The organism is Actinoalloteichus sp. GBA129-24 (assembly GCF_001941645.1).
Taxonomy (GTDB): Bacteria; Actinomycetota; Actinomycetes; order Mycobacteriales; family Pseudonocardiaceae; genus Actinoalloteichus_A; species Actinoalloteichus_A fjordicus.
Genome location: NZ_CP016077.1, coordinates 1,564,071 through 1,589,503, shown reverse-complemented (window position 1 = coordinate 1,589,503; position 25,433 = coordinate 1,564,071). Strand labels below are relative to the sequence as shown.

At 71.1% G+C, this 25,433-nt stretch carries 23 protein-coding genes; 6 read left to right on the top strand and 17 right to left on the bottom strand.

All coding sequences use genetic code 11. The features are described 5' to 3' along the window. Nucleotides 1-19: 19 nt before the first annotated feature. Nucleotides 20-1,939: a methylmalonyl-CoA mutase gene (locus tag UA75_RS07310; RefSeq protein WP_232237664.1), complete on the bottom strand. Its 1,920-nt coding sequence runs from the start codon at nucleotides 1,937-1,939 to the stop codon at nucleotides 20-22. Between the two features lie 206 nt (nucleotides 1,940-2,145). After that, on the bottom strand, nucleotides 2,146-2,445 hold the full coding sequence (locus UA75_RS07305) for an MTH1187 family thiamine-binding protein (RefSeq protein WP_075739604.1): 300 nt from the start codon (nucleotides 2,443-2,445) through the stop codon (nucleotides 2,146-2,148). Nucleotides 2,446-2,775: 330 nt separating this feature from the next. Between UA75_RS07305 and UA75_RS07300 the strand changes: the two genes are divergently transcribed. Next, nucleotides 2,776-3,294, top strand: coding sequence for a MarR family winged helix-turn-helix transcriptional regulator (locus UA75_RS07300; protein ID WP_075739603.1), 519 nt, complete (start codon nucleotides 2,776-2,778; stop codon nucleotides 3,292-3,294). Between the two features lie 65 nt (nucleotides 3,295-3,359). Here UA75_RS07300 and UA75_RS34375 read toward each other — a convergent pair whose 3' ends face one another. Then, the gene (locus UA75_RS34375) at nucleotides 3,360-3,695 is read right to left on the bottom strand and encodes a DUF3817 domain-containing protein (protein WP_075743513.1); all 336 of its coding nucleotides are present in this window, start codon (nucleotides 3,693-3,695) and stop codon (nucleotides 3,360-3,362) included. A 276-nt stretch (nucleotides 3,696-3,971) separates the two neighbouring features. On the opposite strand from UA75_RS34375, the gene UA75_RS07290 reads away from it, so the two are divergent. After that, complete coding sequence (locus tag UA75_RS07290) at nucleotides 3,972-5,528, top strand: DNA polymerase IV (RefSeq protein ID WP_412459535.1); 1,557 nt, start codon at nucleotides 3,972-3,974, stop codon at nucleotides 5,526-5,528. Nucleotides 5,529-5,630: 102 nt separating this feature from the next. Here UA75_RS07290 and meaB read toward each other — a convergent pair whose 3' ends face one another. From meaB to UA75_RS07275, 3 genes are all read right to left on the bottom strand, one after another. Next, entirely contained in the window at nucleotides 5,631-6,584 is a 954-nt protein-coding gene (gene meaB, locus UA75_RS07285; RefSeq protein ID WP_404799964.1) for a methylmalonyl Co-A mutase-associated GTPase MeaB, read from the bottom strand. A 19-nt stretch (nucleotides 6,585-6,603) separates the two neighbouring features. Beyond that, nucleotides 6,604-7,791: an acetyl-CoA C-acetyltransferase gene (locus UA75_RS07280; protein WP_075739601.1), complete on the bottom strand. Its 1,188-nt coding sequence runs from the start codon at nucleotides 7,789-7,791 to the stop codon at nucleotides 6,604-6,606. A gap of 526 nt (nucleotides 7,792-8,317) precedes the next feature. Continuing rightward, nucleotides 8,318-9,175, bottom strand: a complete 858-nt coding sequence (locus UA75_RS07275; RefSeq protein ID WP_198042952.1) for a DUF1028 domain-containing protein — start codon at nucleotides 9,173-9,175, stop codon at nucleotides 8,318-8,320. 292 nt (nucleotides 9,176-9,467) lie between these two features. Between UA75_RS07275 and mce the strand changes: the two genes are divergently transcribed. Continuing rightward, entirely contained in the window at nucleotides 9,468-9,938 is a 471-nt protein-coding gene (mce, locus tag UA75_RS07270; protein WP_075739599.1) for a methylmalonyl-CoA epimerase, read from the top strand. Nucleotides 9,939-10,530: 592 nt separating this feature from the next. Next, nucleotides 10,531-12,021: a hypothetical protein gene (locus UA75_RS35065; protein WP_075739598.1), complete on the top strand. Its 1,491-nt coding sequence runs from the start codon at nucleotides 10,531-10,533 to the stop codon at nucleotides 12,019-12,021. A gap of 185 nt (nucleotides 12,022-12,206) precedes the next feature. Here the strand turns inward: UA75_RS35065 and UA75_RS07260 are convergent, their stop codons facing one another. Beyond that, on the bottom strand, nucleotides 12,207-12,992 hold the full coding sequence (locus tag UA75_RS07260) for an alpha/beta fold hydrolase (RefSeq protein WP_157434042.1): 786 nt from the start codon (nucleotides 12,990-12,992) through the stop codon (nucleotides 12,207-12,209). Nucleotides 12,993-13,512: 520 nt separating this feature from the next. Next, the gene (locus UA75_RS07255; RefSeq protein ID WP_075739596.1) at nucleotides 13,513-14,262 is read right to left on the bottom strand and encodes an alpha/beta hydrolase; all 750 of its coding nucleotides are present in this window, start codon (nucleotides 14,260-14,262) and stop codon (nucleotides 13,513-13,515) included. Nucleotides 14,263-14,469: 207 nt separating this feature from the next. Between UA75_RS07255 and UA75_RS07250 the strand changes: the two genes are divergently transcribed. Beyond that, nucleotides 14,470-14,784, top strand: coding sequence for a hypothetical protein (locus UA75_RS07250; protein WP_075739595.1), 315 nt, complete (start codon nucleotides 14,470-14,472; stop codon nucleotides 14,782-14,784). A gap of 160 nt (nucleotides 14,785-14,944) precedes the next feature. Here the strand turns inward: UA75_RS07250 and dhaM are convergent, their stop codons facing one another. The 9 genes from dhaM to UA75_RS07205 form a co-directional block, all read right to left on the bottom strand. Next, entirely contained in the window at nucleotides 14,945-15,790 is an 846-nt protein-coding gene (gene dhaM, locus UA75_RS07245) for a dihydroxyacetone kinase phosphoryl donor subunit DhaM (protein ID WP_075739594.1), read from the bottom strand. Beyond that, entirely contained in the window at nucleotides 15,787-16,497 is a 711-nt protein-coding gene (dhaL, locus tag UA75_RS07240) for a dihydroxyacetone kinase subunit DhaL (protein ID WP_075739593.1), read from the bottom strand. Before dhaL ends, dhaM begins: the two co-directional genes overlap by 4 nt. Next, nucleotides 16,497-17,495 carry a dihydroxyacetone kinase subunit DhaK gene (dhaK, locus tag UA75_RS07235; protein WP_075739592.1) on the bottom strand — a complete coding sequence of 333 codons (999 nt, stop codon included), beginning with the start codon at nucleotides 17,493-17,495 and terminating at the stop codon, nucleotides 16,497-16,499. The genes dhaL and dhaK overlap by 1 nt, the downstream gene beginning before the upstream one ends. 107 nt (nucleotides 17,496-17,602) lie before the next feature. Beyond that, the gene (locus UA75_RS07230) at nucleotides 17,603-19,177 is read right to left on the bottom strand and encodes an aldehyde dehydrogenase family protein (RefSeq protein ID WP_083682998.1); all 1,575 of its coding nucleotides are present in this window, start codon (nucleotides 19,175-19,177) and stop codon (nucleotides 17,603-17,605) included. A gap of 116 nt (nucleotides 19,178-19,293) precedes the next feature. Further along, nucleotides 19,294-20,313, bottom strand: coding sequence for a DUF3558 family protein (locus UA75_RS07225; RefSeq protein ID WP_198044232.1), 1,020 nt, complete (start codon nucleotides 20,311-20,313; stop codon nucleotides 19,294-19,296). Nucleotides 20,314-20,398: 85 nt separating this feature from the next. After that, nucleotides 20,399-20,686, bottom strand: coding sequence for a hypothetical protein (locus UA75_RS07220; protein WP_075739590.1), 288 nt, complete (start codon nucleotides 20,684-20,686; stop codon nucleotides 20,399-20,401). A 46-nt stretch (nucleotides 20,687-20,732) separates the two neighbouring features. Next, entirely contained in the window at nucleotides 20,733-22,406 is a 1,674-nt protein-coding gene (locus UA75_RS07215) for a sodium:solute symporter family protein (RefSeq protein ID WP_232237813.1), read from the bottom strand. Nucleotides 22,407-22,602: 196 nt separating this feature from the next. Next, nucleotides 22,603-23,262 (bottom strand): endonuclease NucS, encoded by a 660-nt coding sequence (gene nucS, locus UA75_RS07210; protein WP_075739589.1) that lies wholly within the window; start codon nucleotides 23,260-23,262, stop codon nucleotides 22,603-22,605. Nucleotides 23,263-23,341: 79 nt separating this feature from the next. Further along, nucleotides 23,342-24,631, bottom strand: coding sequence for a S8 family peptidase (locus tag UA75_RS07205; protein WP_232251171.1), 1,290 nt, complete (start codon nucleotides 24,629-24,631; stop codon nucleotides 23,342-23,344). 154 nt (nucleotides 24,632-24,785) lie between these two features. Here UA75_RS07205 and UA75_RS07200 point away from each other — a divergent pair, with 154 nt between their 5' ends. Next, on the top strand, nucleotides 24,786-25,376 hold the full coding sequence (locus UA75_RS07200; protein WP_083682996.1) for an NUDIX domain-containing protein: 591 nt from the start codon (nucleotides 24,786-24,788) through the stop codon (nucleotides 25,374-25,376). Nucleotides 25,377-25,433 lie beyond the last annotated feature (57 nt).

The window sequence follows — 25,433 nt, the reverse complement described above, 5'->3', positions numbered from 1 at the left end:
ACCGGCTCGACGAGCGTGGTCAGAAGCGTGCGGGCTCGGTGTAGACGCCCCATTCGGCGCGCAGCGCGTCACAGATCTCGCCGAGCGTGGCCTCCACCCGGACGGCGGCCAGCATCGGTTCGATCATGTTCCCCGTCCCGCGCGCGGCCTGCACGAGATCGGCCAGCGCGCGGTCGACGGCGGGCGTGTCCCTGGCCGCGCGGCGCTCGCCGAGAATCCGGTTCTGCTCGCGCTCCACCTCGTGGCTGACCCGCAGGATCTCCAACTCGTCAGAGATGGAGCCGGTATGCCGGTTGACGCCGACCACCTGCTTCTCGCCCTTCTCGACGGCCTGCTGGTAGGCGAACGCCGAGTCGGCGATCTCGCCGGTGAACCAGCCGTCCTCGATGCCACGCAGGATGCCGGAGGTCATCTTGCCGATGGGATGCCGTCCCGAGGGCACCGCGATCGCGGCGAGGTCGCCGATGTGCTCGAACACCCGCTCGGCCTCGGCCTCAATGCGGTCGGTGAGCGCCTCGACGTACCAGGAACCGCCCAGCGGGTCGGCGACGTTCATGACCCCGGTCTCCTCGGCGATCACCTGTTGGGTGCGCAGCGCGATCTGCGCCGACTTCTCGCTCGGCAGGGCGAGCACCTCGTCCAGCGCGTTGGTGTGCAGGGAGTTCGTGCCGCCGAGCACGGCCGCCATGGCCTCCACTGCGGTGCGCACGATGTTGTTGTCCGGCTGCTGCGCGGTCAGCGACACCCCCGCCGTCTGGGTGTGGAATCGCAGCGACTGCGCCTTCGCCGTCTTCGCGCCGTAGACGTCGCGCAACCAGCGCGCCCAGATCCGGCGGGCGGCCCGGAACTTCGCGATCTCCTCGAAGAAGTCGATGTGGGCGTCGAAGAAGAAGCTCAGGCCGGGGGCGAAGGCATCGACGTCCAGGCCTCGGGACAGGCCCAGCTCGACGTAGCCGAACCCGTCCGCGAGGGTGAACGCGAGCTCCTGCGCGGCCGTCGCCCCGGCCTCGCGGATGTGGTAGCCCGAGACCGACAGGGGCTTGTAGGCGGGGATGTTCCCGGCGCAGTACTCCATGAGGTCGCCGATGAGCCGCAGGTGCGGCTCCGGGGAGAACAGCCACTCCTTCTGGGCGATGTACTCCTTGAAGATGTCGGTCTGAAGCGTGCCGTTGAGCCTGCGGATGTCGGCGCCCTGCCGCTCGGCCGACACCAGATACATGCAGAACACCGGCACGGCAGGCCCGGAGATGGTCATCGAGGTCGTGACCTCGTCGAGCGGGATGTCGGCGAAGAGGAGGTCCGTGTCGGCGGCGGAGTCGACGGCGACCCCGCAGTGTCCGACCTCGCCGAGCGACTTGGCGTCGTCGGAGTCGTGTCCCATCAGCGTGGGCATGTCGAAGGCGACCGACAGGCCGCCGCCGCCCTGCGCCAGGATCATCTTGTAGCGCTCGTTGGTCTGGGTGGCGTTGCCGAACCCCGCGAACTGGCGGATGGTCCACGGCTTGCCGCGATAGCCCGTCGGGTGCAGGCCCCGGGTGAAGGGGAACTCCCCCGGCCAGCCGATCCGCTCGAAGCCGGTCGGCTCCTCACCCGGCGCAGGCCCGTACAGCGGCTCGACCGGTGAGCCGGAGAGGGTGGTGAAGTCGGCGTCGCGCACGCGGCCCGCCGCCTCGGCCTCGGCGTAGCGCTTCTCCCACCGCTCACGGCCCGCCTCGGCCTCCCGGTGTCGGGCCTCGGTCCCGGTGTCCGCTCCCTGGCTGCCGGCAGCAGCGCCCGCCACGGGGCTGCCTGCCGCAGAACCCACGAGGGGGCTGCCCGCCACAGCGCGCTCCGCAGGGCTGCCCGCCGCAGTGTCCGCTGCTCGGCTGCCCGCCTCGGTGTCCTCTGCCTGGCTGCCCGCCTCGGTCCCCCTGCGACGCGACGTGCCGTCCTGCTCCATGACTGTCTCCCCGAAAGTGGCCGACGGTCGGCGGTGGCCGACGACCCCATAGTAGGACGTCCTACTATCGGATGGCCATCGAGACCTCGGCGCCCCGTCACCGCCTTCGATGCTGCGGTCTGCGGAGAGACGTCGCCTGCCGAGACGCGGCCCTGCCGAGAGACCCTCCCGAAGGCCGCCGCCCGGCGGACGCCTGCAAGGAGCCGTCAGTCCTGAGCGAGCCGCGCCTCCACCCGCTCCACCTTGGCCCGCAGCTGACCGACGTGCCCTGGTCGGATGTCGGCCTTGATGACCAGGCTCGCTCTCGGCGCAGCGGCCAGCACCGCGTCCGTCGCCCGGCGCACCACGTCCATCACCTCGTCCCACTCCCCCTCGATCAGCGTGAACATCGCGTTCGTCTCGTTGGGCAGACCCGACTCGCGGACGATCCGCACGGCGTCGGCGACGGCGTCGCTGACGCTCTCCGAACCACTGCCCGCCGGGCTGACACTGAATGCGATCAACATGTGACTCTCCTTCTCCGCACCGCGCTGCGGCGCTCACCGCCGGGACTCGACCCGTCGCCACCATCCGGTGACGCCCGTACCCGGACTGCCCGAGTAGATCGCGTCGCACCCGCCCGAGTACACCCGCACCGGACGATGATCTCGCCGGGCGCCCGTGGCGTGAACGGGTGCGACACCGGACACGCCGTGCCTGACCACCCCGAACGACACGCCGTGGCTCGGCGTGTCGAGTTCGCGAGTCGCCGAGCCAGGGCCTACACCGCCACTAGAGCTACCCGTCGGTACGGCCGTCACGCTGGCAGGGTTCGGACGCTGCTAGCGTCGATCCTCATGACCGGCCACCGACCACTTCCGTTCGACCCCATCGCCCGTGCGGCTCGACTCTGGTCCGACCGCATCGGCTCGTCGAGCACGATGGCCGCGGTGACCAGCGTGATGCGGGTCCAGCAGATCCTTCAGTCCGCCGCCGACGCGGCGCTGCGCCCGCTCAACCTGACCTTCGCGCGGTACGAGGCCCTCGTGCTGCTGTCGTTCTCCCGCCAGGGAGCGCTGCCCATGCGCGTCATGGGCGAGCGACTCCAACTACACCCCACCAGCGTGACCAACATCGTGGACCGACTGGAGAAGGACGACCTGGTCAAACGAACCCCGCACCCCACCGATCGCCGTACCACGCTGGTCGCCATCACCGAGACCGGCCGTGAGCGGATGCAGGCGGCCACCAGCGCCGTCACCGAGGTGCACTTCGGTCTGACCGGGTTGGACGACGCCGAACTGACGCAGCTCACCGGGCTGCTCGCCAAGGTCCGGCTGGCCGCGGGCGACTTCGACGCCGACGGCGAGGCCTGAGCCGCGAGCAGGCGCCCTGCCGACGTGGTCGGCGGGGCGCCACCGGCGCCGGGTGACGCCTTGACTCAGCTCGCGACCGAGGCCGCCTGCTGCGGAGTCTGCTCACCGAGGCGCCCGGTCCGTCGCGCCCACCGCTCGAAGACGACCGTGCCCAGAGGCGGCACACTGGCGATCAGCGCCCACACCGTCGTCTTCGTGTCCCACTTCAGCTCACGTCGGACCAGCACCACGGAGGCGACGTAGAGGACGAAGAACGCGCCATGGATCGGGCCGAAGACCTCCACGCCGATCTCGGTGTTGACCACGACGTACTTGAAGAACATGCCGATCAGCAGACCCGTCCACGACAGTGCCTCCGCGACGGCGACGAGGCGGAATCGGGCGGCTATCGTGGCGAACACGGTCTTCCTCCATCGATCGGCGGATCTCGAGCGGCGGATCTCGAGGCGTCGTCCGAGCCGCGCCGCGAAGACGACCGCCGAGCGTGCCCGGCTGCGGACGTCCGTCGCACCTGCGCACCTCGACGCGCTCGCCACTGTAGAACGGCACTCACCCCGCCGAGCGACCCCCTCTCGAAGGGGTCCGTCCGGTCCGGGACGGGAAGTCACCCGCAGGACGGGAGCGTGCTGACCGCGACCGTCAGCCCGACGGGCTTGAATGACCGGGTGACGCGGTGGGTGCTGCATATCGACATGGACGCGTTCTTCGCCGCCGTCGAACAGCTCACCCGACCCACCCTGCGCGGCCGGGCCGTGCTGGTCGGCGGGCCGGGCCCGCGCGGCACGGTCGCCGGGGCGAGCTACGAGTCGCGGCGGTACGGCGCGCGCTCGGCGATGCCGATGGCCCAGGCTCGCAGACTCTGCCCGGTCGCCACGGTGCTGCCGCCGAGGTTCGCGGTGTACAGCGCCGCCAGCGAACGCGTCTTCGCGCTGCTCCGCGACTTCTCCCCGGTGCTGGAGCGGATCTCGCTCGACGAGGCCTTCACCGAGCCGCCGGACCTCCAGGGAGCGACGGCGGCCGAGGTTGAGGCGGCCGTGCGCGCGCTGCGAGACCGCATCCGAGGCGAGTTGGGGCTCGTCGCCTCGGTCGGCGCGGCGAGCGGCAAGACCATGGCCAAGATCGCCTCCGATCTCGCCAAGCCGGACGGACTGCTGGTCGTCCCGCCCGGCGGGGAGCGCGCCACGCTGCGGGACCTGCCGGTGCGTGCGCTATGGGGCATCGGCCCGGTCTCCGAGGCGAAGCTGCACCGCATCGGCGTGCGGACACTCGGCGAGTTCGCCGCGCTGGACCTCGGGGACGTCACCGCCCTGCTCGGTCAGGCGATTGGCACCGAGTTGCACGCGCTCGCCCAGGGGCGGGACAGTCGCCCGGTCGCGGAGCGGGCGGAGACCAAGCAGGTCAGCGCGGAGACGACGTTCGACGAGAACCTGACCGATCCGGCACAGCTCGCGGACGAGGCGCGGTCGATGGCCGAGGCGGCGCACACCCGGCTGGTCAAGGCGCACCGCGCCGCCCGCACCGTGACGGTGAAGGTGCGCGACGCCGACTTCACAACCATCAGCCGCTCCGAGACGATCAACGCCGCCACGACCGATCGAGGGACGCTGACCGCGATGGCGCTGCGGCTGATCCGACTCGCGGTGCCGTTCGGGACCCAGGTGCGGCTGGTGGGCGTCTCCCTGTCCGGACTCAGCACGGGAGAGCAGGAGCCGCTGTTCGAGCCGGTCAGCCCGACGACACGTCGGACCTTCGGCGGCTCGGCGGTGCCTGCGCCGTCGGGGGTGGAATGGGAGCCGGGACCCGACGATGCCGAGCCGCCCGACGTGACCGTCGCCGACGTGTCCGCCAGGGCCGAGCCCGTCCGGCCTGCCGGGCAGGCGGACCGTCATGACTCGACAGAGACGGGCGCGACGTCGGAGGTCGTCACCCAGGACTCGGCGGCGTCGGGCGACCACCATCCGGGCGGCAGGCCGGTCGCCGTCCCGCCGGGAGCGGCCGTCACCCGGCGGGCAGGCGACGACGTGTCGCATCCCGAGTTCGGGCACGGCTGGGTGCAGGGAGCGGGCGTGGGTCGGGTGACGGTCCGGTTCGAGACCCAGGCGACCGGCCCTGGGCCGGCCCGGACTTTCGCGCTGACCGATCCGCTGATCACGACGGCAGACCCACTGGACAGCCTCGGCCCCGCCTTCCGACCGGGATCGGCCTCAGCCCGGCCGTCACCGGAGGAGGAGTGAGGCAGGCGCTGTCCACCACCGTCCTGACCGCGGCGAGCCGTGCCGATCGCAGGCTGAACCGTCGACAGCCGCGCTACGCGGCCGAGCTGCCGAGGGCACCGCTCAGCCCCGCAGCTCCGTGATCAGCTCCTCGGCGGCCGAATAGGGATCGCTGCGGCCGTCGACGACCCGCCTGGCCAGCTTCTCCAGGGCGACTCCGCCCCGCAGTTCGCCCATCTCGGCGCGCAGCCGGGCAGCCGTGACGGCCTGGATCTCGTTCTCCGCCCGGCGCACCCGCCGCGCGTCCAGCTCGCCGTGCTCGACCATCCAGTCCCGATGGTCGGTGATGGCCGCGACGACCTCGTCCACACCCTCGCTCTTGGCCGCGACGGTGCGCACGATCGGGGTCCGCCAGCTCGGCCCCTCCTTCTCCCGCCTGCCCAGCGAGATCATGTACTTCAACTCGCGCACCGTCTGGTCGGCGCCCTCCCGATCGGCCTTGTTCACCACGAACACGTCGGCGACCTCGAGGATGCCCGCCTTGGCCGCCTGGATGCCGTCGCCCATGCCGGGAGCCAGCAGTACCAACGTCGTGTCGGCCAGCGAGACGACGTCCACCTCCGACTGCCCGACGCCGACCGTCTCGATGAGCACCACGTCGAAGCCCGCCGCGTCGAGCACCCGAAGGGCCTGCGGGGTCGACCACGCCAGCCCGCCCAGATGTCCTCGGGTGGCCATCGACCGGATGAAGACGCCGTCGTCGGTCGCATGCTCCTGCATCCGCACCCGGTCGCCGAGCAACGCACCTCCGGAGAACGGCGACGAGGGGTCGACCGCGAGCACCCCGACCCGCCGTCCCGAGGCGCGCAGCGCCTTGACCAGTGCCGATGTCGAGGTGGACTTGCCCACTCCCGGCGGCCCGGTCAGTCCGACGACCTGCGCCCCGCCGGTGTGGGGGGCGAGGGCGGCAGCCACCTCGGCCAGCGCGGGACTCCCGTCCTCCACCAGCGAGATCAGTCTGCCCAACGCTCGAGGCTGTCCGTCCCTGGCCCGCCGTACCAGCTCGGACACCGTCATTCCGCGCACCATGAGACGCCTACGCCTTCGGCACGCGCAGGAGCAGCGCGTCGCCCTGGCCGCCGCCACCGCACAGGCCCGCCGCACCGACGCCGCCCCCGCGCCTGCGCAGTTCCAAGGCGAGATGCAGGACGAGCCGCGCCCCGGACATCCCGATCGGATGGCCGAGCGCGATGGCACCGCCGTTGACGTTGACGCGGTCGGCAGGCACTCCCAGCGCCCGGCTCGACACGACGCCGACGGCCGCGAAGGCCTCGTTGATCTCCACCAGGTCGAGGTCGTTCGGGGCGATGCCCGCCTTCGAGCACGCCGCCGCGATGGCGTTCGACGGCTGTTCCTGGAGGCTGGTGTCCGGACCGGCGACCATGCCGTGCGCGCCGATCTCGGCGATCCACTCCAGTCCGAGTTCCTCAGCCTTGGCCTTGCTCATCACCACGACGGCGGCGGCGCCGTCGGAGATCTGCGACGAGGAGCCTGCGGTGATGGTGCCGTCGGCGGCGAACGCAGGTCGGAGCCGCGCCAGCGTGTCGACGGTGGTGTCGCCCCGAATGCCCTCGTCGGCGTCGAAGACCACCGCGCCGCCCTTACGCTGCGGGATCTCCACCGGAACGATCTCCTCGGCGAACACCCCGCGCCGCGCGGCGGCCTCGGCGGTCTGGTGGGACCGGGCGGCGAAGGCGTCCTGCTCGTCCCTGGTCAGCTCGTGGCGAGCGTTGTGCTTCTCGGTGGAGAGACCCATCGCGACCTGGTCGAACGCGCAGAACAACCCGTCGTGCGCCATGTGGTCGACGAGCTGGACGTCACCGAACTTGAAGCCCGACCGCGATCCCGGCAGCAGGTGGGGCGCCTGGCTCATCGACTCCTGGCCGCCCGCCACGATCACGTCACATTCACCCGCCCGGATGAGCTGGTCGGCCAGGGCGATGGCGTTCAGACCGGACAGGCAGACCTTGTTCACGGTCAGCGCGGGCACGGTCATCGGGATGCCCGCTGCTGCGGCGGCCTGCCGCGCCGGGATCTGTCCCGCACCGGCGGTGAGGACCTGGCCCATGATGACGTACTGCACCTGGTCGGGAGTCACCCGCGCCCGGTCGAGGGCCGCCTTCACGGCGACGCCGCCGAGTTCGGCGGCGGAGAAGTCCTTGAGCGATCCGAGCAGGCGGCCGATCGGCGTCCTAGCCCCGGCGACGATGACGGAACCGGTCACGACTGTCTCCTTGCGTGTGGGGGAGAGTTCGGCGAGCGGGATGCGGTGACATCGGCTCTGCTCGGACCCTACCCGGCTCTACCAGATCATCGGAGTCCCTGTCCGCGAGATCGTCCCGATGCCGCATTCGATCCGCCGTACCACTGCGCAGGTGCCCGTCGGGCAGCGGGCTGCGATGCGACGACGGCCGCCGAATCGACGCTGCCCAGGTCCTACGGTCGGGCCGAGCGGCAGGCGTTCTCGGCGCGAAGCCGGATCACACGGAAGGCGCAGTTCGGGGTATCGGCTCGGTTCGGTCGCAGACCAACGGCAGCGCGCCCCAGGCAGGACCGGCCGCCCCAGACAGGACCGACGCAGCCAGATCCGGGCGCGCGATCGCCCGCCATCCGACGGAGATCACACCGACCGTGCCGGAACCGGCAGGCAGGCGGGCGGCTCCGGTGGCGACGACGCGACCGGGTGCAGCCGACGCGACCGGGTGCGTGCGGGCGGCCGACGTGGCTGCCGAGCCCGGCGGCTCGCGACGTCAGCCGACGGCGCCGAGGCTCCGCCAGGCAGGAGTCAGCGGCCCGCCGAGCGAGGCCTGGTGTGCGCACCAGGCGGGAAAGGTGGGCGAGAGCAGATCCGCCGCCGCAGCCAGGATCGGGGCCTCCGCGAAGTCGTGGGTCACCGCCCCGACCGCAGCCCAGCCGGTGAGCAGCGCATCGCCGGGTATGCGTTCGGCCGCCTCGACGAGCCGCCGCGCCAGATCGGCGTCCTCGTGCAGCCGGTTGGCGTTGGAGGCGAGCAGATCGTGGGCGCGATGCACGTCGAGCAGCCTGCTCAGTTCGCGCAGCGGGTCCCGGTGATCGTCGACTCGCAGGTCCAGCGGGAGCACCTCGGCGCCGTCCGCGCTGCGGACCACCAGGCCCGCCGACTGCTGGCCTCGGACGTCGCCGCCTGCCTGCTGCCCGGCGCGCAGGGCGGCCAGCAGCCGCCGCGCCAGCGGACCGGTGGTGTCCAGGAACGTCTCGGACATCGCCTCGCACACGCTCGGCAACGCCAAGAGGTTGCCCTGCACGGCGTAGTGCTCCTCCGCGAGGCCGGTCGCGTGAGCGGGCGTCTCTCCGCCGGTCCAGCTGCCTGCGCCGTCCTTGCCGACAGCGCCACACTGCACCTCGGGACCCGGTTCGACGATCGTGACGGCCTGCTCCGGGTTCACCCCGGCCGCGATCTGGTCGATGATCAGCCGCTGCTCGGCGGTGCCGCCCGCCGCCAGCACCGCGACGGCCGCCACCCCCGGTTCCACGACGATCGCCCTGGCCCCGATCGCGAGCACGCAGCCCGCCACCGCGGCGCCCAGCTCACCGGTCGTCGAGTCTCTGGCAACGATCGAGAAGGTCACGGCGGAACCGTAGTTCACTCGCGCCCGTGGTGCGGGTGCGACAGGTACACCTCGGCCCGATCTCCAGGTCACGATCGGATCGACCCCGGCCGACGCCGAGTTCGCCTGCTCACCCGCGACACGAGCGCGAGCCGCCGCGAGGAGCGGGACGCGAAATCGACCGGCGGTCGCAGGACGGCGCGGCCGAACGGTGGGCCGTCCTGCCGACATCCCGATCCGCCCCCCTGAGCAGCAGACGACACCCCCTTCGCGGGCTCGGTTCCCCGGTCGGGCGTCATTAAGCTGGGTGACCATGCACAGCGAGATCTCGTCCTACGTCACGGCGATCGATCACGTCGGGATCGCGGTCCCCGATCTGGACGTCGCCATCGCCTTCCATCGAGAGCATTTCGGCCTCACTTCGGTGCACCAGGAGGTCAACGAGGCCCAGGGCGTGCGGGAGGCGATGCTGCGGGCTCCCGGCGACGACGGCGAGGGCACTGCGGTGCAGCTTCTCGCCCCGCTGACGGCGGAGTCGCCCATCGCGAAGTTCCTCGAACGCAGCGGTCCCGGGCTCCAGCAGTTGGCCTACCGGGTGACCGACGTCGCCGCCGTCGCGGAGCTCCTGCGCGCGAAGGGGCTCCGAGTCCTCTACGAGACGGCGCGCCGAGGGACGTCGAACAGCCTGGTCAACTTCGTGCATCCCAAGGACGCGGGAGGCGTGCTCGTCGAACTCGTCCAGCCCGCGGACCAGGTCGAGGCGGCCCACGATCCCGAGGCCTGACGCGCCCTTTCGAGATCCGCGCCGCTCCGCGCGACCGAAGGAGACGCCGGGACGACGACCGGCGGCGAGGAACGGACCGCCGCCCGGTTGACGCATTCCTGCGTGCGCCGCCGGGACGCTGTGGCTAGTCGTACCCACGCGGCTCGCCGCCACGGGGGTCGCCGCCGCCAGCAGGGGTTGACGCTGCGCAGATCAACGTCACCACATCGGGCGGTTCACTCCCACGATCGTGGAAGGCGGGGTGGCCGCTACCTCGGGGCGCAGGCGGCGGGCCGCAGCCGCAGATCGCCGTCTCGCGCCGCCAAGCCTTGTCCACACTCGCCGTCGTCGCCTCGTCCCGACCGCACCCCGAACGAAGGGTCACCGACGGCAGACGGGGCCGGTACGCCCGAAAGGATCACTCTCTGCATCCACTGTGGACCGTATCGTGCGATCGCGTCGAGTTCGACTAACGCGCGAGCGCCGAAACGGCAACCCGAACCGCGTCTCGTCAACAGGTCGGCGGACATGGTGAGCAGAATCGCGAAATCCGGGTAGACATTGACCAAGAGTCAACCCTGATTCACCGTACTGGGCAGGTAGCGTGACAACCATGGGCCTCGCTGACGACCGTGATCTTCTCCCGTTGGGCTCCGGCTTCGAGACAGTCCGGCGCGGCGGCTACAACCGTGCCCAGGTCGACGAACATCTGGAGCGACTAGACACCGACCTGCGCATCCTGGCAGCCGACCGCAACGCGGCTCTCTCGCAGGCCACCGACCTGGCCAGGCAGCTGGAGGGCACCCGCGCCGAGGTCGAGACGCTGCACGCTCAGGTGGAGCGACTGAGCCAGCCTCCGACCAGCCTCGAGGGAATGAGCGAACGGCTGCAGCGGATGCTGCGCCTCGCTCAGGAGGAGGCCAACGACATCCGCGCCCGCGCGGAGTCCGACGTCGCCGAGGTCAAGGCCAAGTCCGAGGCCGAGATCGCCGAGCTTCGCAATCATTACGATCGCCTGATCACCGAGAATGAGAATCGGCGTCAGGAGATGGAGTCGGAGCACCGCACCGTCCTGGAGAACGCGAACCGCGAGGCGGAACGCACAGTGACGGAGGCGAGGAACGAGGCGACCAGGCTGGTCGCCGACGCCGACCGCGCCAGGAAGGCCGCAGACGACGAGGCGGACGCCCGCCGGGTCAAGGTCGACGAGGACTTCGAGATCGCGATGTCCGCCCGCCGGACCGACGCGATGCGGGCACTGGCCGAGCAGGAGGCGCACAGCAAGGCCGAGGCGGAGCGCCGCGTGCGCGAGGCGACCCATGAGGCGAACCGGCGACTTCAGGAGGCCACGGGCGAGTCGCATCGCCGCGTCCGCGAGGCCACCGAGGAGTCCAACCGTCGGGTCAGCAAGGCACAGAACCAGGTCGAGACCCTGCGCAAGCACCGCGCCCGGCTCTCCGATCAGGTCAGGGCGATCAACGGCCTGCTCGCCGAGTCGCTGCCGCTGATCCAGCGGTTCGAGGAGGAGGCGGACGCACCGTGGCCGCACTTCGCCCCACCGCCGCCCGCCCCGCAGCAGCAGCCGCAGAACCAGCAGGCCGCCCAACAGCAGCCGAGCCAGGCTCCCTCGGCCCCGCCCGCCGCGGCGCCCGGCTTCGACCCGCCCACCCAGCAGCTCAGGCTGCCCGACGGCCCGCTCTCCGCGAGCTCCGGGCGCCCTAGCAAGGGTGCCGACTCCGAGCCGAGTGCGGGCGGGTACACGACCATCCTCGCGAAGCCGACGGTGAACGCGGAGTCCACCGAGATACTGCGCACCGACGGCGCGGCGTCGTCGAACGAGACCGAGCTGTCGGACGCCGCGGCGACGCCGGCGCCGGGCCCGCCCGCAGGTCAGGAGATCACGCTTCGCTGGTCGGAGTCCTCGGTCGGCGGCGGCACCCGGATTCAGGAGCCGGTGGGCGTCGAACCCGAGCGGACCGGCGAGCCCGCCGCCGAGTCGTCGGGACGAACCGACGAGAACGGGTCGGCTGCCGCCCCCTTCAGTCAGCATCAGGAAGAGCAGGCAACCGCCACGCTGCCTCGTCCCGACCGCAGCCAGACCTGAGAGCCTGTCTTTAATCCCCACTTTCCTGTTGCGCAGGGCCAGCGCGGCGATCTGCGGCGTAGTCGTCGGTCACCATGACACCGCCGTGGCTTCCTCCGGTCGCCGTGCAGCACAGCCACGCCGATCCCCGCGCACGACGGCGCGGGACCGAAGACCGGCACTGAGGCGTCTGCGGCGGGGCCGAGTCATCGGCCCCGCCGCTCGGCCAGCCACGGGAGCACTGCGGCGAGGAACGCGGTCGGGGCCTCCATCGGCACCAGATGCCCCGCATCCGGAACGATCTCCAACCGCCCGTGCGGGAGCAGCTCCACCAACCGCCGCGCCCCGTCGGGCGGGGAGAGTTCGTCCTGCTCGCCGACCACGATCAGCGTCGGCAGCCCGGAGTCCCGCAGCACTGCGGTGGAGTCCGGGCGGACGGCCATCGCACGCTGCGCCCAGGCGACCCCGGCGGCAGGCTGCTCCTCGATCAGCCTCCGGAGCCGGTCGACGACCGCCGGGCGGGTCTGATGGGTCGAGGCGGCCGCGAGTTTGGGCAGCATCGCGGCGGCGATCCAGTCGGCGGTTCCCTCGGTCTCCGCCCGCGCGGCCGCGTCGAGGCGTGCCGCGCGCGGCGCCTCCTGGTCGGCCTCCGACTTCGTGTCGACCAGCAGCAGACCCGCGACCCGTTCCGGTGCCAGTCGCAGGAGCGCCATCGCGGCGTAGCCGCCCATCGAGGCCCCGCCGACGATCGCTCGCTCGATCCCAAGCCGGTCCAGCAGGGCGACCACGTCGGCGGCGACGACCGCGAGGTCGGGAGCGGGCGTCTCGGCGTCCTCCTCGGCGAGCGGTGCGGTCCCCAGCCCGCGTTGGTCCGGGGTGATCAGTCGGACCTCCGCCGACAACGCGGCACGGACGTCGTCCCACATCCGCGAGTCGAGCGGGTAGGCGTGCAGAAGGACCAAGGGCAGGCGGTGATCGGCAGCTGTGGACATGAGAGCCATCCTGCCGGCGGGCTCGCCTGCGTCTCATCGAGAAAGACCGGCAGCACGCTGCAACGACACGACCGAGACCTCATACCGTGTGTCGGCGAGGTCCGGGTGGGGTGCGTCGGTTTCGCCGTCCCGGTGTCGTGATCGGACGGCCCGGACACGGCAGGCGCGCCCCGGTGGCCCGAGCAGGTTCGGTGATGGCACTTGGTTCCACTGTCGTCGTGCCATCGCGACGTACCGGGCGAGGGCGCGGGGTGAAGACCGACGGGCACCGACGACCGGCGGGTGGCCTCGGGCGGCCGGTCGCAACGCCGGAAGGAGGCCGGTTCGGCGGTGGCGGGCCGACGGCGAGTCCTGCCCCGGTGCCTGTGCTCACCAGACGGCCCGTCGCCACGGGCAGGCACGGCGATCACCTGATCGGACACCGTGGGACTCCGGCGATGCGTCCGCCGCAGACCGGGCCGCCGAGCGGCGTCGAGTGAGTCGGCCTGCGCCGCAGGCCCCCGGCACCGCCCCAGTGGGCTCAGCCCCGGTGGACGGCGAAGTGCACCGACTCGCACGGACCGTCCCAGCTGCGCGGCAGCGGTGTCGGTACCGTCGGCGCCACGATCGAGACGACTCCGTCGAGAACCTCATCCGCGCGGCCGACCCAGAGGTGGCGGGCGCCCGGATACGCGGTCACCTCGGCCTGGGGTACGACCGCAAGTCGTTCCCGTGCCTCGGCGGGCCGCAGATAATCGTCCAGCTCGGGCACCAGGGCGTGCAGGGGCCTGCCCCAGCTCGCCCAGGCCTGGAGATGCTCCGGACCGCTGAAGCGCAACGGCGGCGACAGCAGCACGGCGCCGCGTACTGCCGGATCGAGGCCGTACATCAGGGCGAGATCCGCGCCGAACGACCAGCCCAGTGCCCAGATGTCGGGCAGCTCGTGGCGGAGGGCCCAGGCCACGGCTGCGGCGACGTCGAGGCCTTCCCGTCTGCCGTGATCGAACTCGCCCTCGCTGCGCCCCGCTGCACTCGCGGTCCCGCGCGTGTTGAAGCGCAGCACGGCCAGATCGGCCAGTGCGGGCAGTCGCCAGGCGGCCTTGCGGTAGAGCTGCGAATCCATCATCCCGCCGTGGGTGGGCAGCGGATGCAGGCATAACAGCGTCGCCCGCGGGGGTCGATCCGCAGGCAGCGCCAGCTCGCCGACGAGGCTGAGGCCGTCGGCGGTGCGCAGAGTGATCGCCGTCCGCCTGCCGGGCAGCACGGTGCTCGATCGAATGGGAGTACTCATCGCCGTCGATACTGCCCGACGCCGCAGGCCAGGCAGCCTCACCCGGCCCCCGCCGGTCGCCGGAGCCGTTGCGCACGCACCGGGCGGCGACGGCCCTCCCGACGACGTGAGCAGGGGACGGCGGCAGTGACGTGTGTCTCGCCGAATCGCGTGCCCCCGGCGCGCTGGTCACCGACCTCATCGGCGGAACGGCTAGCCTGTGCCCCCGTGCCACGCCGTAACCAACCCCGCCGTGCGGGCTCCGCCGCAGCATCGAGCGAGTCCCGCACCATCGGGGCGACCCTCGGATCCGCCCATCGGGTGGCGGCACCCGACGGCGACTGGCTGGTCCGCACCGTTCCGGGCGCTCAGGCGGCCAAGATATATCGGTGCCCCGGCTGCGATCACGAGATCAGAGCGGGCATCTCACACGTCGTCGCCTGGCCCGCCGAGGATCACGGCGGCGTCGAGGATCGTCGGCACTGGCACACCGGGTGTTGGAACGCGCGGGGCAGGCGCGGCCCCACGGCGCGACGCCGCTGACTCCGGCCACCGTCTCCTCCCGAACCGGAACCGAGGCACCGGCACGAGGCCGGGCATCGCACCGGGCGAGCGGGACGAACCGATGGCGCGGACGAGTCGCCCGGCTCGGCAGCCGACGTGCGTACGCCGGTCGGGTCCTCGAACCGACGGCGACGCGAGATCAGCCCTCGAAGCGACGTGCCGCCAGGTCCGCCACGCGACGCAGTGCCTCGGCCGCATCCGGACCGACGGCCAGGACCCGCACGGTCGATCCGCCGCCCGCACCGAGGCCCATCAGCGCGAGCACGCTGGCGGCATCGGCGAGCCGCTCCCCGTACTGCACGGTCACCCGCGCGTCCAGCCCCGCCACGCGGCGCGCGAGCAGGGCAGCAGGTCGGGCATGCAGGCCGACGTCGTTGCGCAGCTCGACCTCGATCTCGCCGCCGGGAGTCTCCGAGGCGAGTACCGAATCCGAGCCGAGCGCGAGCGCCGACTCGGCCGATCCCGGCGACGACCCAGCCGCGTGCGCGAGCGCCTCGTCGCCTGCGGGCACCGCCGTCGTCTCGGCAACCCCCGTCGTCGCGACCGCCGTCGTCGCGACCGCCGGGTCGGCGGCGCCGAAGCCGGGATCGGCCAGCGGCCATTCCGCGTCCGCTGCGGCGGAGGACGCGGTCAACGCCACCGACTCCAGGTCCGCGCCGCCCTGGGCGGCGACGGCCGCCGCGACGGCGCCCTCGACGAAGGGTGCGTCGGCGACATAGGCCCGGCCTGGGTCGTCGAGCGCCTCCACGGCCAGTTCGGCCGTCATCTGGGCACTGCCGATGTCATAGAGGAGCACCACGCCTCGCCCCTGTTCGGCCCGGTCCACCGCAGCGGAGACCAGTTCGAGGTCGGAGCCCAGTTCGCCGCCGGGCAGGCCGCCCGCCGCCTCGATGCGGACGTCCGGTGCCATCTGGCCCGCCAGTTCGGCGAGGCCTGCGGCAAGCTGCCTGCTGTGCGAGACCAGCACCAGCCCGACGAGGGTCATGCGTCCTCCCCCGGTGCGATGCTCGGCCCGGTGGGCCCGCCTTGGTCGGTGCCCTCGGCCTGCCCGGCCGGGCGCCAGGACGCGGCGGAGGCGGCCAACGACGCCAGGATCAGCGCGGTCGACCGGGCGCCGGGGTCCAGATGTCCCGCGCTGCGCTCTCCCAGGTAGGAGGCGCGGCCCTTGCGAGCGATCAGCGGGACGGTGGCGTGCGCGCCGGCATCGGCAGCGGCCGAGGCCTCGGCGAGCACCTCGGCGATCGTCGCGCCGCGTTCACTCGCCGCCACGGCGGCCGACGCGGCGGGCTGCAACGCGTCCACCATCGTCTTGTCGCCGGGCTCGGCCCGGCCCCGCGCCACGACGCCCTCCACTGCGGCCGTCAGCGCGGCCGCGACGGCCGCCGCGTCCAGCACGGGACGGTCGCCGATCGCATTGCCCGCCCGCAGCAACGCCGTGCCGTACAAGGGTCCGGCCGCACCGCCGACAGTGGAGATCAGAGTGGAGGCGACCAGCCGTAGGACGGCGCGGGGAGTGTCGTCCTCCGCCGAGGTCAGCCGGTCGGCGACCATGTCGAAGCCGCGTCGCAGGTTCTCGCCGTGGTCACCGTCGCCGATCTCGCGATCCAGCATGACGAGTTCGTCTCGGTGTTCGCGCACGACCTCGGCCACTCGAAGCCATGCCGCCGCCGTGCCCGCCCCGTCGCAGCTCATCAACGCCCCCATCGCAGTGCAGGAGTGCTGACGGGTGCATCCCACCACTCGATCAGCTCATCGGTCAGGCGTAGCAGCGTCAGGCTGATGCCCTGCATCTCCAGGCTTGTCACGTACGGCCCGACCAGGCTGCGCTCCACGAGCAGGCCGCGCTCGGTCAGCAATGCGGCGGCGCTGCCATGGGCCAGGTACAGCTCGATGAGCGGGGTGCCGCCCATCGAGTTGCTGAACAGCAGCACCCGGTCGCCCTGCTGCCACTCCAGGTCGTCGAGCACCGGCTGCAACAGCTTCCGGACGAGGTCCTGAGCGGGAGCGAGCCGGGTCTTCTCTCGGCCGGGTTCGCCGTGGATGCCGATGCCGATCTCGATCTCGTCCTCGCCCAGGGTGAAGCTCGGCTCGCCCGCGTGCGGGACAGTGCAGGGAGTCAACGCCAGACCCATGGTCCGCACGCTCGCCACCACGGTCCTGGCCAGCCGTTCACAGGTGTCGAGGTCGGCGCCGGACTCGGCGGCGGCGCCCACGATCTTCTCGACCGGCAACGTGCCCGCGACGCCCCGACGACCTGCGGTGAACAGCGAGTCCCGCACCGCCACGTCGTCGTCGACGATCACGGTGCGGGCGTCGACGCCGTCGGCCGCCAGCAACTCGGCAGCGGTCTCGAAGTTCAACACGTCGCCCGTGTAGTTCTTCACCAGCAGCAGTACGCCCGCACCGCCGTCGGCGGAGGCGACCGCCGCCTGGACCTGATCCGGCGTCGGCGAGGTGAACACGGGGCCGGGGCAGGCGGCGGTCAACATGCCCGGCCCGACGAATCCGCAGTGCAGGGGTTCGTGCCCGGAACCGCCGCCGGAGATCACGGCGACCCGGCCTCGGATCGGAGCATCGGCCCGGACGACATAGGCGGGGTCGGTGTGCACCCGCAGGTCGGGATGCGCCGCGGCCATGCCGTGCAGCGCCTCGGTCACGACGGTGGCAGGATCATTGATGATCTTCTTCACTGCCGTGCTCCCCCCAGACAGCCCGCCGAGTCGTCGGCCGCCCGTGCACCGCGAGCGAACCGCCGTCCGACGGCCGTGACACGCGACTTCGGGTGACCTGCCAGGACTCAGCGACCGTAACGCATCCGGACCAGGCGCAACAGCCGGCGGACGGTGCCGGACCTCCTGCCGAAGGTCAGAGCATTGATCAGCGGCCTGCCTCGTCGCCTGGTCACCGACTTGACCGTGGCGAACTCCCGCAGCCCGTCCGCGCCACGTACCCGACCGTAGCCGGAGGCGCCGACGCCGCCGAGCGGCAATGCGGGCACGGCGCCTGCGGTCCCGGCGCTGTTCACCGCGATCACACCCGCCCGCAGGCTCGCCGCGACCTCCTCCCCCCGGCTTCGGGAGAACACCGAGGCGCCGAGGCCGAACCGGGAGGCGTTGGCCAGCCGCACGGCCGTGTCCAGGTCGGGGACGCGGTTGATCACCAGCATCGGACCCCTGGTCGGCTCGGTGAGCACGGTGGAGTCCTCCGGCACGTCCAGCAGGACCACCGGTTCGACATAGGGCGGACGGAGCGACTCCAGTCCGCCCACCAGGCAGCGCGCGCCCTGGTCGATCGCCTCGGCGAGCTGTTCCCGGATGACGTCCACCTGGCTGGACTGCTGCACGGGCCCTAAGTCGGCGCCCGGCTGACCGCCGGGCCGCAGCCGGCGTGCCCGCTGCTCGACCAGGTCGACGAACCGGTCCGCGACCTCGTCGACCACGTACACCCGTTCCAGGGAGGTGCTGCTCTGCCCGGCATTGGACATCGCGCCCCACACGGCGGACTCGGCCGCGTCGACGAGATCCGCGTCGGAGTCGACCAGCATCACGTCCTTGCCGCCGCATTCCACGACCACCGGCGTCAGCGTCTGGGCACAGTCGATCAGCACCCGTCGGGCCGTGTCGGCCTTGCCGGTGAAGGAGATCTTGTCGACGCCTGCCGAACACAGGTTCGCACCGGTACTCCCGTCCCCCGTGATCACGCTGAGCACCGGGTGCTCCGGCACGATCTCCGCGAAGGCGACCGCGAGGGCGACCGCAACTCCCGGCGTCAGTTCGCTCGGCTTGAGCACCACGGTGTTGCCTGCCGAGAGCGCGCCCACCACCGAGCTCATCGGAGCGAACGCGGGCTGGCTCGCGGGACCGATGACGCCGACCACCCCCAGCGGCTGATATTCGACGGTGGAGGCGTGGTTGGTCATCAGCCTGCCGGTGGCCACTCGCCTGCGCCGCAGGATTCCCTCGGCGTTCTCCGCCGCCCACCGCAGGTGTTCGAGCACCATCAGCAGTTCCAGTCGGGCATCGTCCAGCGGCTTGCCGGTCTCGGCACAGATCAGGGCGGCCAGCTGCTCGATCTGTCCGAACAGAGCGACCCGCCAGCGGTCCAGCCGGGCTCGCCTGCCCGCGAACCCCAGCTCCCGCCACCAGGCCGAGGCGGTGCGGGCCTCGGCCACCACCGTGACGACCTCGGCGGGCGAGGTGAGTCGATGCCCGCCGACGACCTCTCCGGTGCGCGGGTCATAGGAGGTGAACTCGGCGGGTTCGGCGCACGCCCGGCGGTCACCGTCCTCGTGGGCCCGGCCGGGATCGGGGTCTGTTCCCCCCGATGAGGGGGGTGTGGGACCGGCGGGCTGATCGGTGTCGCTCTGTCGCATAAGCGTCCTCCCACCGGTGACGAAGTCGGATCAGAGCGAAGATTACGCCGCACGGTCGAGGCGATGCTCCCCCGACCAGCGCGGGTCGATGTCCGCCCGGCGATGCCTGCCGATGATCAGGCCGGGATGCGGTCCTTGACCACGCCTGCGATCTCGGTGGCCAGTGCGCAGGTGTCGACGCCCTCTTCCAGGATGTCGGACATCGACACCGTCACCACCTCGAAGTCGATGGTGTCGCCGAAGGGCGCGTGAGCCCAGGACACGTCGCACTCCGGGTACACGTTCTCATCGAGGACCCGGTAGGCGGTGGTGCCGTCCAGGTCGATCTCCTCGGCGTCGTCGCTGCCTGCCGGGTCGTAGTAGGTGTTGAAGTCGACCTCGAGTTCGACGCCGCCGCGCGACCAGGTGCAGTCGTGCAGGCCGTTGGAGTACTCCCGGTATCCCTCGCCGACCCAGCCGATGACCTCGTCGTCCTCGGCCGTCTCACACGCGTCCAGGCCTGCCAGCAGACCGGTGCCCTCGGCGTTGTGCGGCGGATCCTCACGGAGGAGTTCCACCGCGTGCTCGGCGAACTCCTTGCCGGTGGCGCAGACGTCGTCGACCTTGGCGTTCAGCTGGATCGTCAGCGACTTCGCGTTCTCCCCGTCGGTGGTGATGACGCGGACGAAGCAGACCCCGCCACCGTCACCGTCAACGGACTGGATGTGGGTCTTGAGGCCGCCGATCTCCTGGGTGGCCTGCTCGGCCTCGGAGAACACCGAGTCGCCGACGGTGAAGGTCAGCCCGACCGACTCGCCCTGCGCGTCGGAGCTGTAGAAGCCGCATCTGCTGTAGCCGCTGCGGAGGGCCTCGGGGGCCTCGCCGATGCCCGCGAACTCCTCCTCGTCGAGCAGCCCGCAGGGATCGACCGAGCGAAGAGCCGCCGGGCTGAACGCCTCGTCCTGGGTCTGTGGCTCGCCGCCGCCCTGATCAGTCTCGGTGTCGGGAGGGGGTGGGGCCACGTTCTCCCGCTCCCCAGCGGGCACGGTGGTCCGCTCGAAGGTGACCTTGGCGAGATCGGTGCTGCCCGCACAGCCCGCCGCCAGCAGCAGCACGGCCGGGATCAGGGCGAGTCGTAGACGGCGAAGACGGCGCACGGACAGCACGGTAGCGCCAGTCACCGGTCAGTGAGGTAGCAACAGACAATCCCTCAGACGGTCGTCGCCCTGCGGAGCGCAACCCTCACGGATTGTCGTCATCTCCGCGATCAATCAACCGAGGGTCCACCACGACGGGACGCAGTCTGGCCCACAGGGCGAAGAGCGCGGCCACCAACAGCATCGCCAGGCCTGCCCACAGATTGATGGCGACCCCCGCCGCCTTCGCCAGGTCCTCGTCCGTCGTGAAGCCGACGCCGAGCACGGTGAGCACCCCGCCGTAGAGGACGAACAGCAAGGCCAGGATCCACCGGAGGTCGAACAGCCCGGCGCCCCGATGGGCCTGTGCCGACCGCGCGTGGTGCTCGGCCATGGGCGTCCTCCTCACGAATAGTCGTCCGCTCGACGGACGCCGACGGTCAGCCGAAGATGACGTTCAGGATCGCGACCAGCACCAGGGCGCCGCCGCCCAGCAGCGCGGGAGAGCGGTACCAGCCCGCGTCCCGCCCGGTCGTGGAGTGCGTGCGATCGGCCTTGGGCGTCAGGCTCCAGACCAGCCCCACCAGCTCCGTCTCCGGCTTTGGGCGGGTCAGCATCGTGACGACCACGCTGACGACGACGTCGACGACGAACGCGGCACCCGCCCCGAGGAAGCTCGCGCCCTGACCCGGCAGGTCCCACACCCCCGTCTCCGCCAGGACCGAGACCGTGATGGCGGCTGCGGTGCCCGAGACGAGGCCGATCCAGCCTGCGGCCGGTGTCATCCGCTTCCAGAACATGGCCAAGATGAAGGTGGCGAACAATGGTGCGTTGAAGAAGGAGAAGAGCTGCTGAATGTAATCCATGATGTTGCTGTAGCCCGCTGCGATGAATGCAGTTCCGATCGCGATGATCGTACCCATCACCGTTGCTCGACGGCCGATCTTGAGATAGTAGCCGTCGGGTCGATCACGACGAATATAGGTCTGCCAGAGGTCATAGGTGAACACCGTGTTGAACGCGCTGATGTTGGCCGCCATGCCCGCCATGAACGCGGCGAGCAGACCGGTGATCGCCACCCCGAGGATGCCGTTGGGCAGGAGATCACGCATCAGGACCGACAGCGTGTCGTTATAGGTCAACTCGCTCTCGCCGCCCGCCTTCAACGTGGCGAGCTGCGGGGAGAGCACACCGGCGATCATGCCGGGGATCACCACCACGAACGGAATGAACATCTTCGGATACGCGCCGATCAACGGCGTACGACGGGCCGCCGACATGCTGGATGCCGACATGGCTCGCTGTACCTCGACGAAGTTCGTCGTCCAGTATCCGAAGGAGAGCACGAAACCGAGGCCGAACACGATTCCCAACGTGCTGAGGAAGGAGCTGCCGAAGCCCGTCAGCTCGGTTCCCGGCCAGGCGGCGAGCTGTTGCCGCCCCGCCTCGGCCGCGACCCGATCGGTCAACCCCTGCCAGCCGCCGACCTGGATGAGACCGACGATGGTCAGTGGCAACAGGGCGGCGACGATCACGAAGAACTGGAGGACCTCGTTGTAGACGGCCGCCGACAGGCCGCCGAGGGTGGTGTAGCTGAGCACCACCGCCGCCGCGACGACGACCGACACCCAGATGGGCCAGCCGAGCAACACGTTGATCACGAGCGCCAGGGCGAAGAGATTGACGCCCGCGATCAGCACCTGGGCGGCGGCGAAGCTGAGCGCGTTGACCAGATGAGCACCCTTGCCGAAACGACGGCGCAGATACTCGGGAACACTGCGCACCTTGGAGCCGTAGTAGAACGGCATCATGACGATGCCGAGGAACACCATCGCCGGAATGGCGCCGATCCAGTAGTAGTGCATCGTCGGCATCCCGTACTGGGCGCCGTTGGCCGACATTCCGATGATCTCGATCGCGCCGAGGTTCGCCGAGATGAACGCAAGTCCTGTCACCCACGCGGGTAGTGACCGACCGGAGAGGAAGAAGTCCAGACTGGTCGACACCGAACGCCGTGCGAGATAACCGATCAACAAGACGAGTACGAAGTAGACGGCGATCAGCGCGTAGTCCACCGGACCCGCATTCAGGCGCAGCGTCTCTTGCGCAAGAATCACCGAAGCCACCTCTCGACGGGTGAACACTCGACGCGCCCGGAACGTCGCAGGGCTGTCTCGCAGAAGACTAACCCGGAGCGAGATGAACCGCTCTGCCATCGGACGCGGCCGAGACCGGCTCGAGCGGAGCCGGTCTCGCACGCGCGCGTGCGACGTCAGTCTGGGTGTCGGTGGCGGCCGGAGAAGGCCGGTGTCAGAAGAGGCGGAACTCGTCCGGCTCGATGCCCCGCAGGGCGTCGTAGTCCAGGACGACGCAACGAATGCCTCGGTCCTCGGCCAGCGTCCTGGCCTGTGGCCGGATCTGCTGCGCCGCGAAGATGCCCCGCACCGGGGCGAGCAGTGGGTCGCGATTGAGCAGTTCGAGGTAGCGCGTGAGCTGTTCGACGCCGTCGATCTCGCCCCGCCGCTTGATCTCGACGGCCACCGAGGCGCCGCCCGCGTCGCGGCACATCAGGTCGACGGGACCGATCGCCGTCGGGAACTCCCGACGCACCAGGGTCCAGCCGTCGCCCAGGGTGGCGACGTGCTCGGCCAGCAACTCCTGGAGGTGGGCCTCCACGCCGTCCTTGACCAGCCCCGGTTCGACGCCCAGTTCGTGCCTGCTGTCGTGCAGCACCTCGTCGATGGTGATCACGACCCGCTCGCCCGCCTTGTTCTGCACGGTCCAGATGTCCGGGTCCTCGATCAGCCAGCAGGGCGGACTCATCCAGTTGAGCGGCTTGTAGGCCCGGTCGTCGGAGTGCACCGACACCGACCCGTCTGCCTTGATCAGAAGCAGCCGATTGGCCATCGGAAGATGGGCGGTGAGCCTGCCGACGTAGTCGACCTGACAGCGAGCGATGACGAGACGCACGCGGCACAGCGTAGAGAAGGCGATCGTTCGTCGGCCGACGCCCCGTCACACGGCGGCGACGCCAGCCGACGTGCGCTGGTCAGCCGCCGGTGTAGAGCAGCCGGTTCGGCGTGCCCTCGCCCGCGTCCGTGATCACGTCGCTGGTGGTCCACGAGAGGGTCACGGCGGCGACCTCGCCCGGCGTCGCGTCCGGGTCGGCCTCCAGATAGAGCGCCACCGCGCCCGCGACGTGCGGCGAGGCCATCGAGGTTCCGTTGATCGTGTTGATCGCGTCATCGGCGCCGATCCACGCCGAGGTGATGTCCACGCCGGGGGCGAACAGGTCGACGCACTCGCCGAGGTTGGAGAAGCTCGCCCGGACGTCCGCGTCGTCGGAGGCGGCCACGGTCAGCGCGGTAGGCGTCCTCGCGGGCGAGGCGTTGCAGGCGTCCTCATTGTCGTTGCCCGCCGCGACCACGTAGGTGATGCCGCTGGCGATCGACTCGGCGACCGCCGCGTCCAGCGCCTCCGAGACGCCGCCGCCCAGGCTCATGTTCGCCACCGAGGGCGCCTCGGCGTTCGCGGTGACCCACTCGATGCCCTGGAGCACGCCCTCGATGGTGCCCGAGCCCCCGCAGTCGAGGACCCGCACGCCCTGAATGGCGACCTCCTTGGCGACGCCGTATTCGGTGCCGCCGATCGTGCCCGCCACATGGGTGCCGTGGCCGTTGCAGTCCGCCCCGTCCCGACCGTCGCCGATCGCGTCGAAGGCGGCGACGGCCCGGCCGTCGAACTCGACGTGCGTCGGCTGGACACCGGTGTCGATCACGTAGGCGTTCACCGAGAGGGCCGTGTTGCCATAGGTGTAGGACTGGTCGAGCGGCAGCTCCCGCTGATCGATCCGGTCGAGACCCCACGTGGGGTCGAGCTGGGTGTCGGTGAGGGAGACGGTCTGGTTCTGTTCGACGAAGGCGACGGCCGGATCGGCGGCGAGCAGGCGGGCGGCGACCTGGTCGAGCTCGACGGAGAAGCCGCGCACGGAGTGCTCGAAGGTGTGCCGCAGCTTCCCGCCGTAGACGGCGATCAGGGAGTCGACGGCGGTGCGCACCGATTCGGGCGCCAGCGTGTCGGGCAGCACCACCAGGTAGCTGTCTCGGATCGCCGTCGGGCTGGCCGCCGCGCGGATACCGCCCCGCTCCTCGTCGAGGCCGGTGCCCGACCCGCCTGCCTCGGCCGCTGCGCCCGTCCCGGTCGGGATCGCCGACGCCGACGTCGTCCCCCCGCCTCCAGTGTCCGGGGCCGCCGTGCCGACCGACGCCGTGCCGATCATCAGCCCGACCGTCACCGCGCTCACACAGGCGGCCCAGCGCCGCCGATCGTGGTGCACCATCTGTCGTCTCCTCCCGAGCTGATCAACACGTCACCTCCTGCGTACCGGCAGCCGATCGCGACCACCAGCAACATCACGCCATGGCGACGATCGATCACCCGCCCGTGGAAACCCCGCCGGGGAACCACTCCCGGGTGCGGCATCATCTGTCGGCATGGAGACGGTGAGTTCCCGGCAGGTGTACGCCAATCCGTGGATGACGGTCCGCGAGGATGCGATCCGGCGACAGGACGGCTCGGCGGGCACGTACGGCGTCGTGGACAAGCCGAACTACGCGTTGATCATCCCGGCGGACGGGGACCGGCTGCACCTGGTCGAGCAGTTCCGCTATCCGCTCGGCCTCCGACGCTGGGAGTTCCCGCAGGGCACGGCGCCGGACCGTGCAGTGGTGGAGCAGGCGGTGCTCGCCGAGCGGGAGCTGCGGGAGGAGACGGGGCTTCGCGCGGCCAGCATGGTGGAGATCGGCCTGCTCGACGTGGCGCCGGGCCACTCCAGTCAGCGCGGGCGGGTGTATCTCGCGACCGAGCTGACCGAGGGCGAGGCGCAGCGCGAGCACGAGGAACAGGACATGCGAGGCGGGTGGTTCACCCGGACGGAGTTCGAACAGATGATCGCCGAAGGGCTGATCACCGATGCGCAATCGATCGCGGCGTACGCGCTGCTGCTGCTGCACGACCGGCGGGCAGGCGTAATGCCCGCATCGAGCGACGGGCTGCCGGTGAGCCGCACCGATCGACCGGAGTGAGCCGTCCCGACAACCGGTCAGAACACGGCGGTCGGGCACGGCACGCCTGCGGCAGCA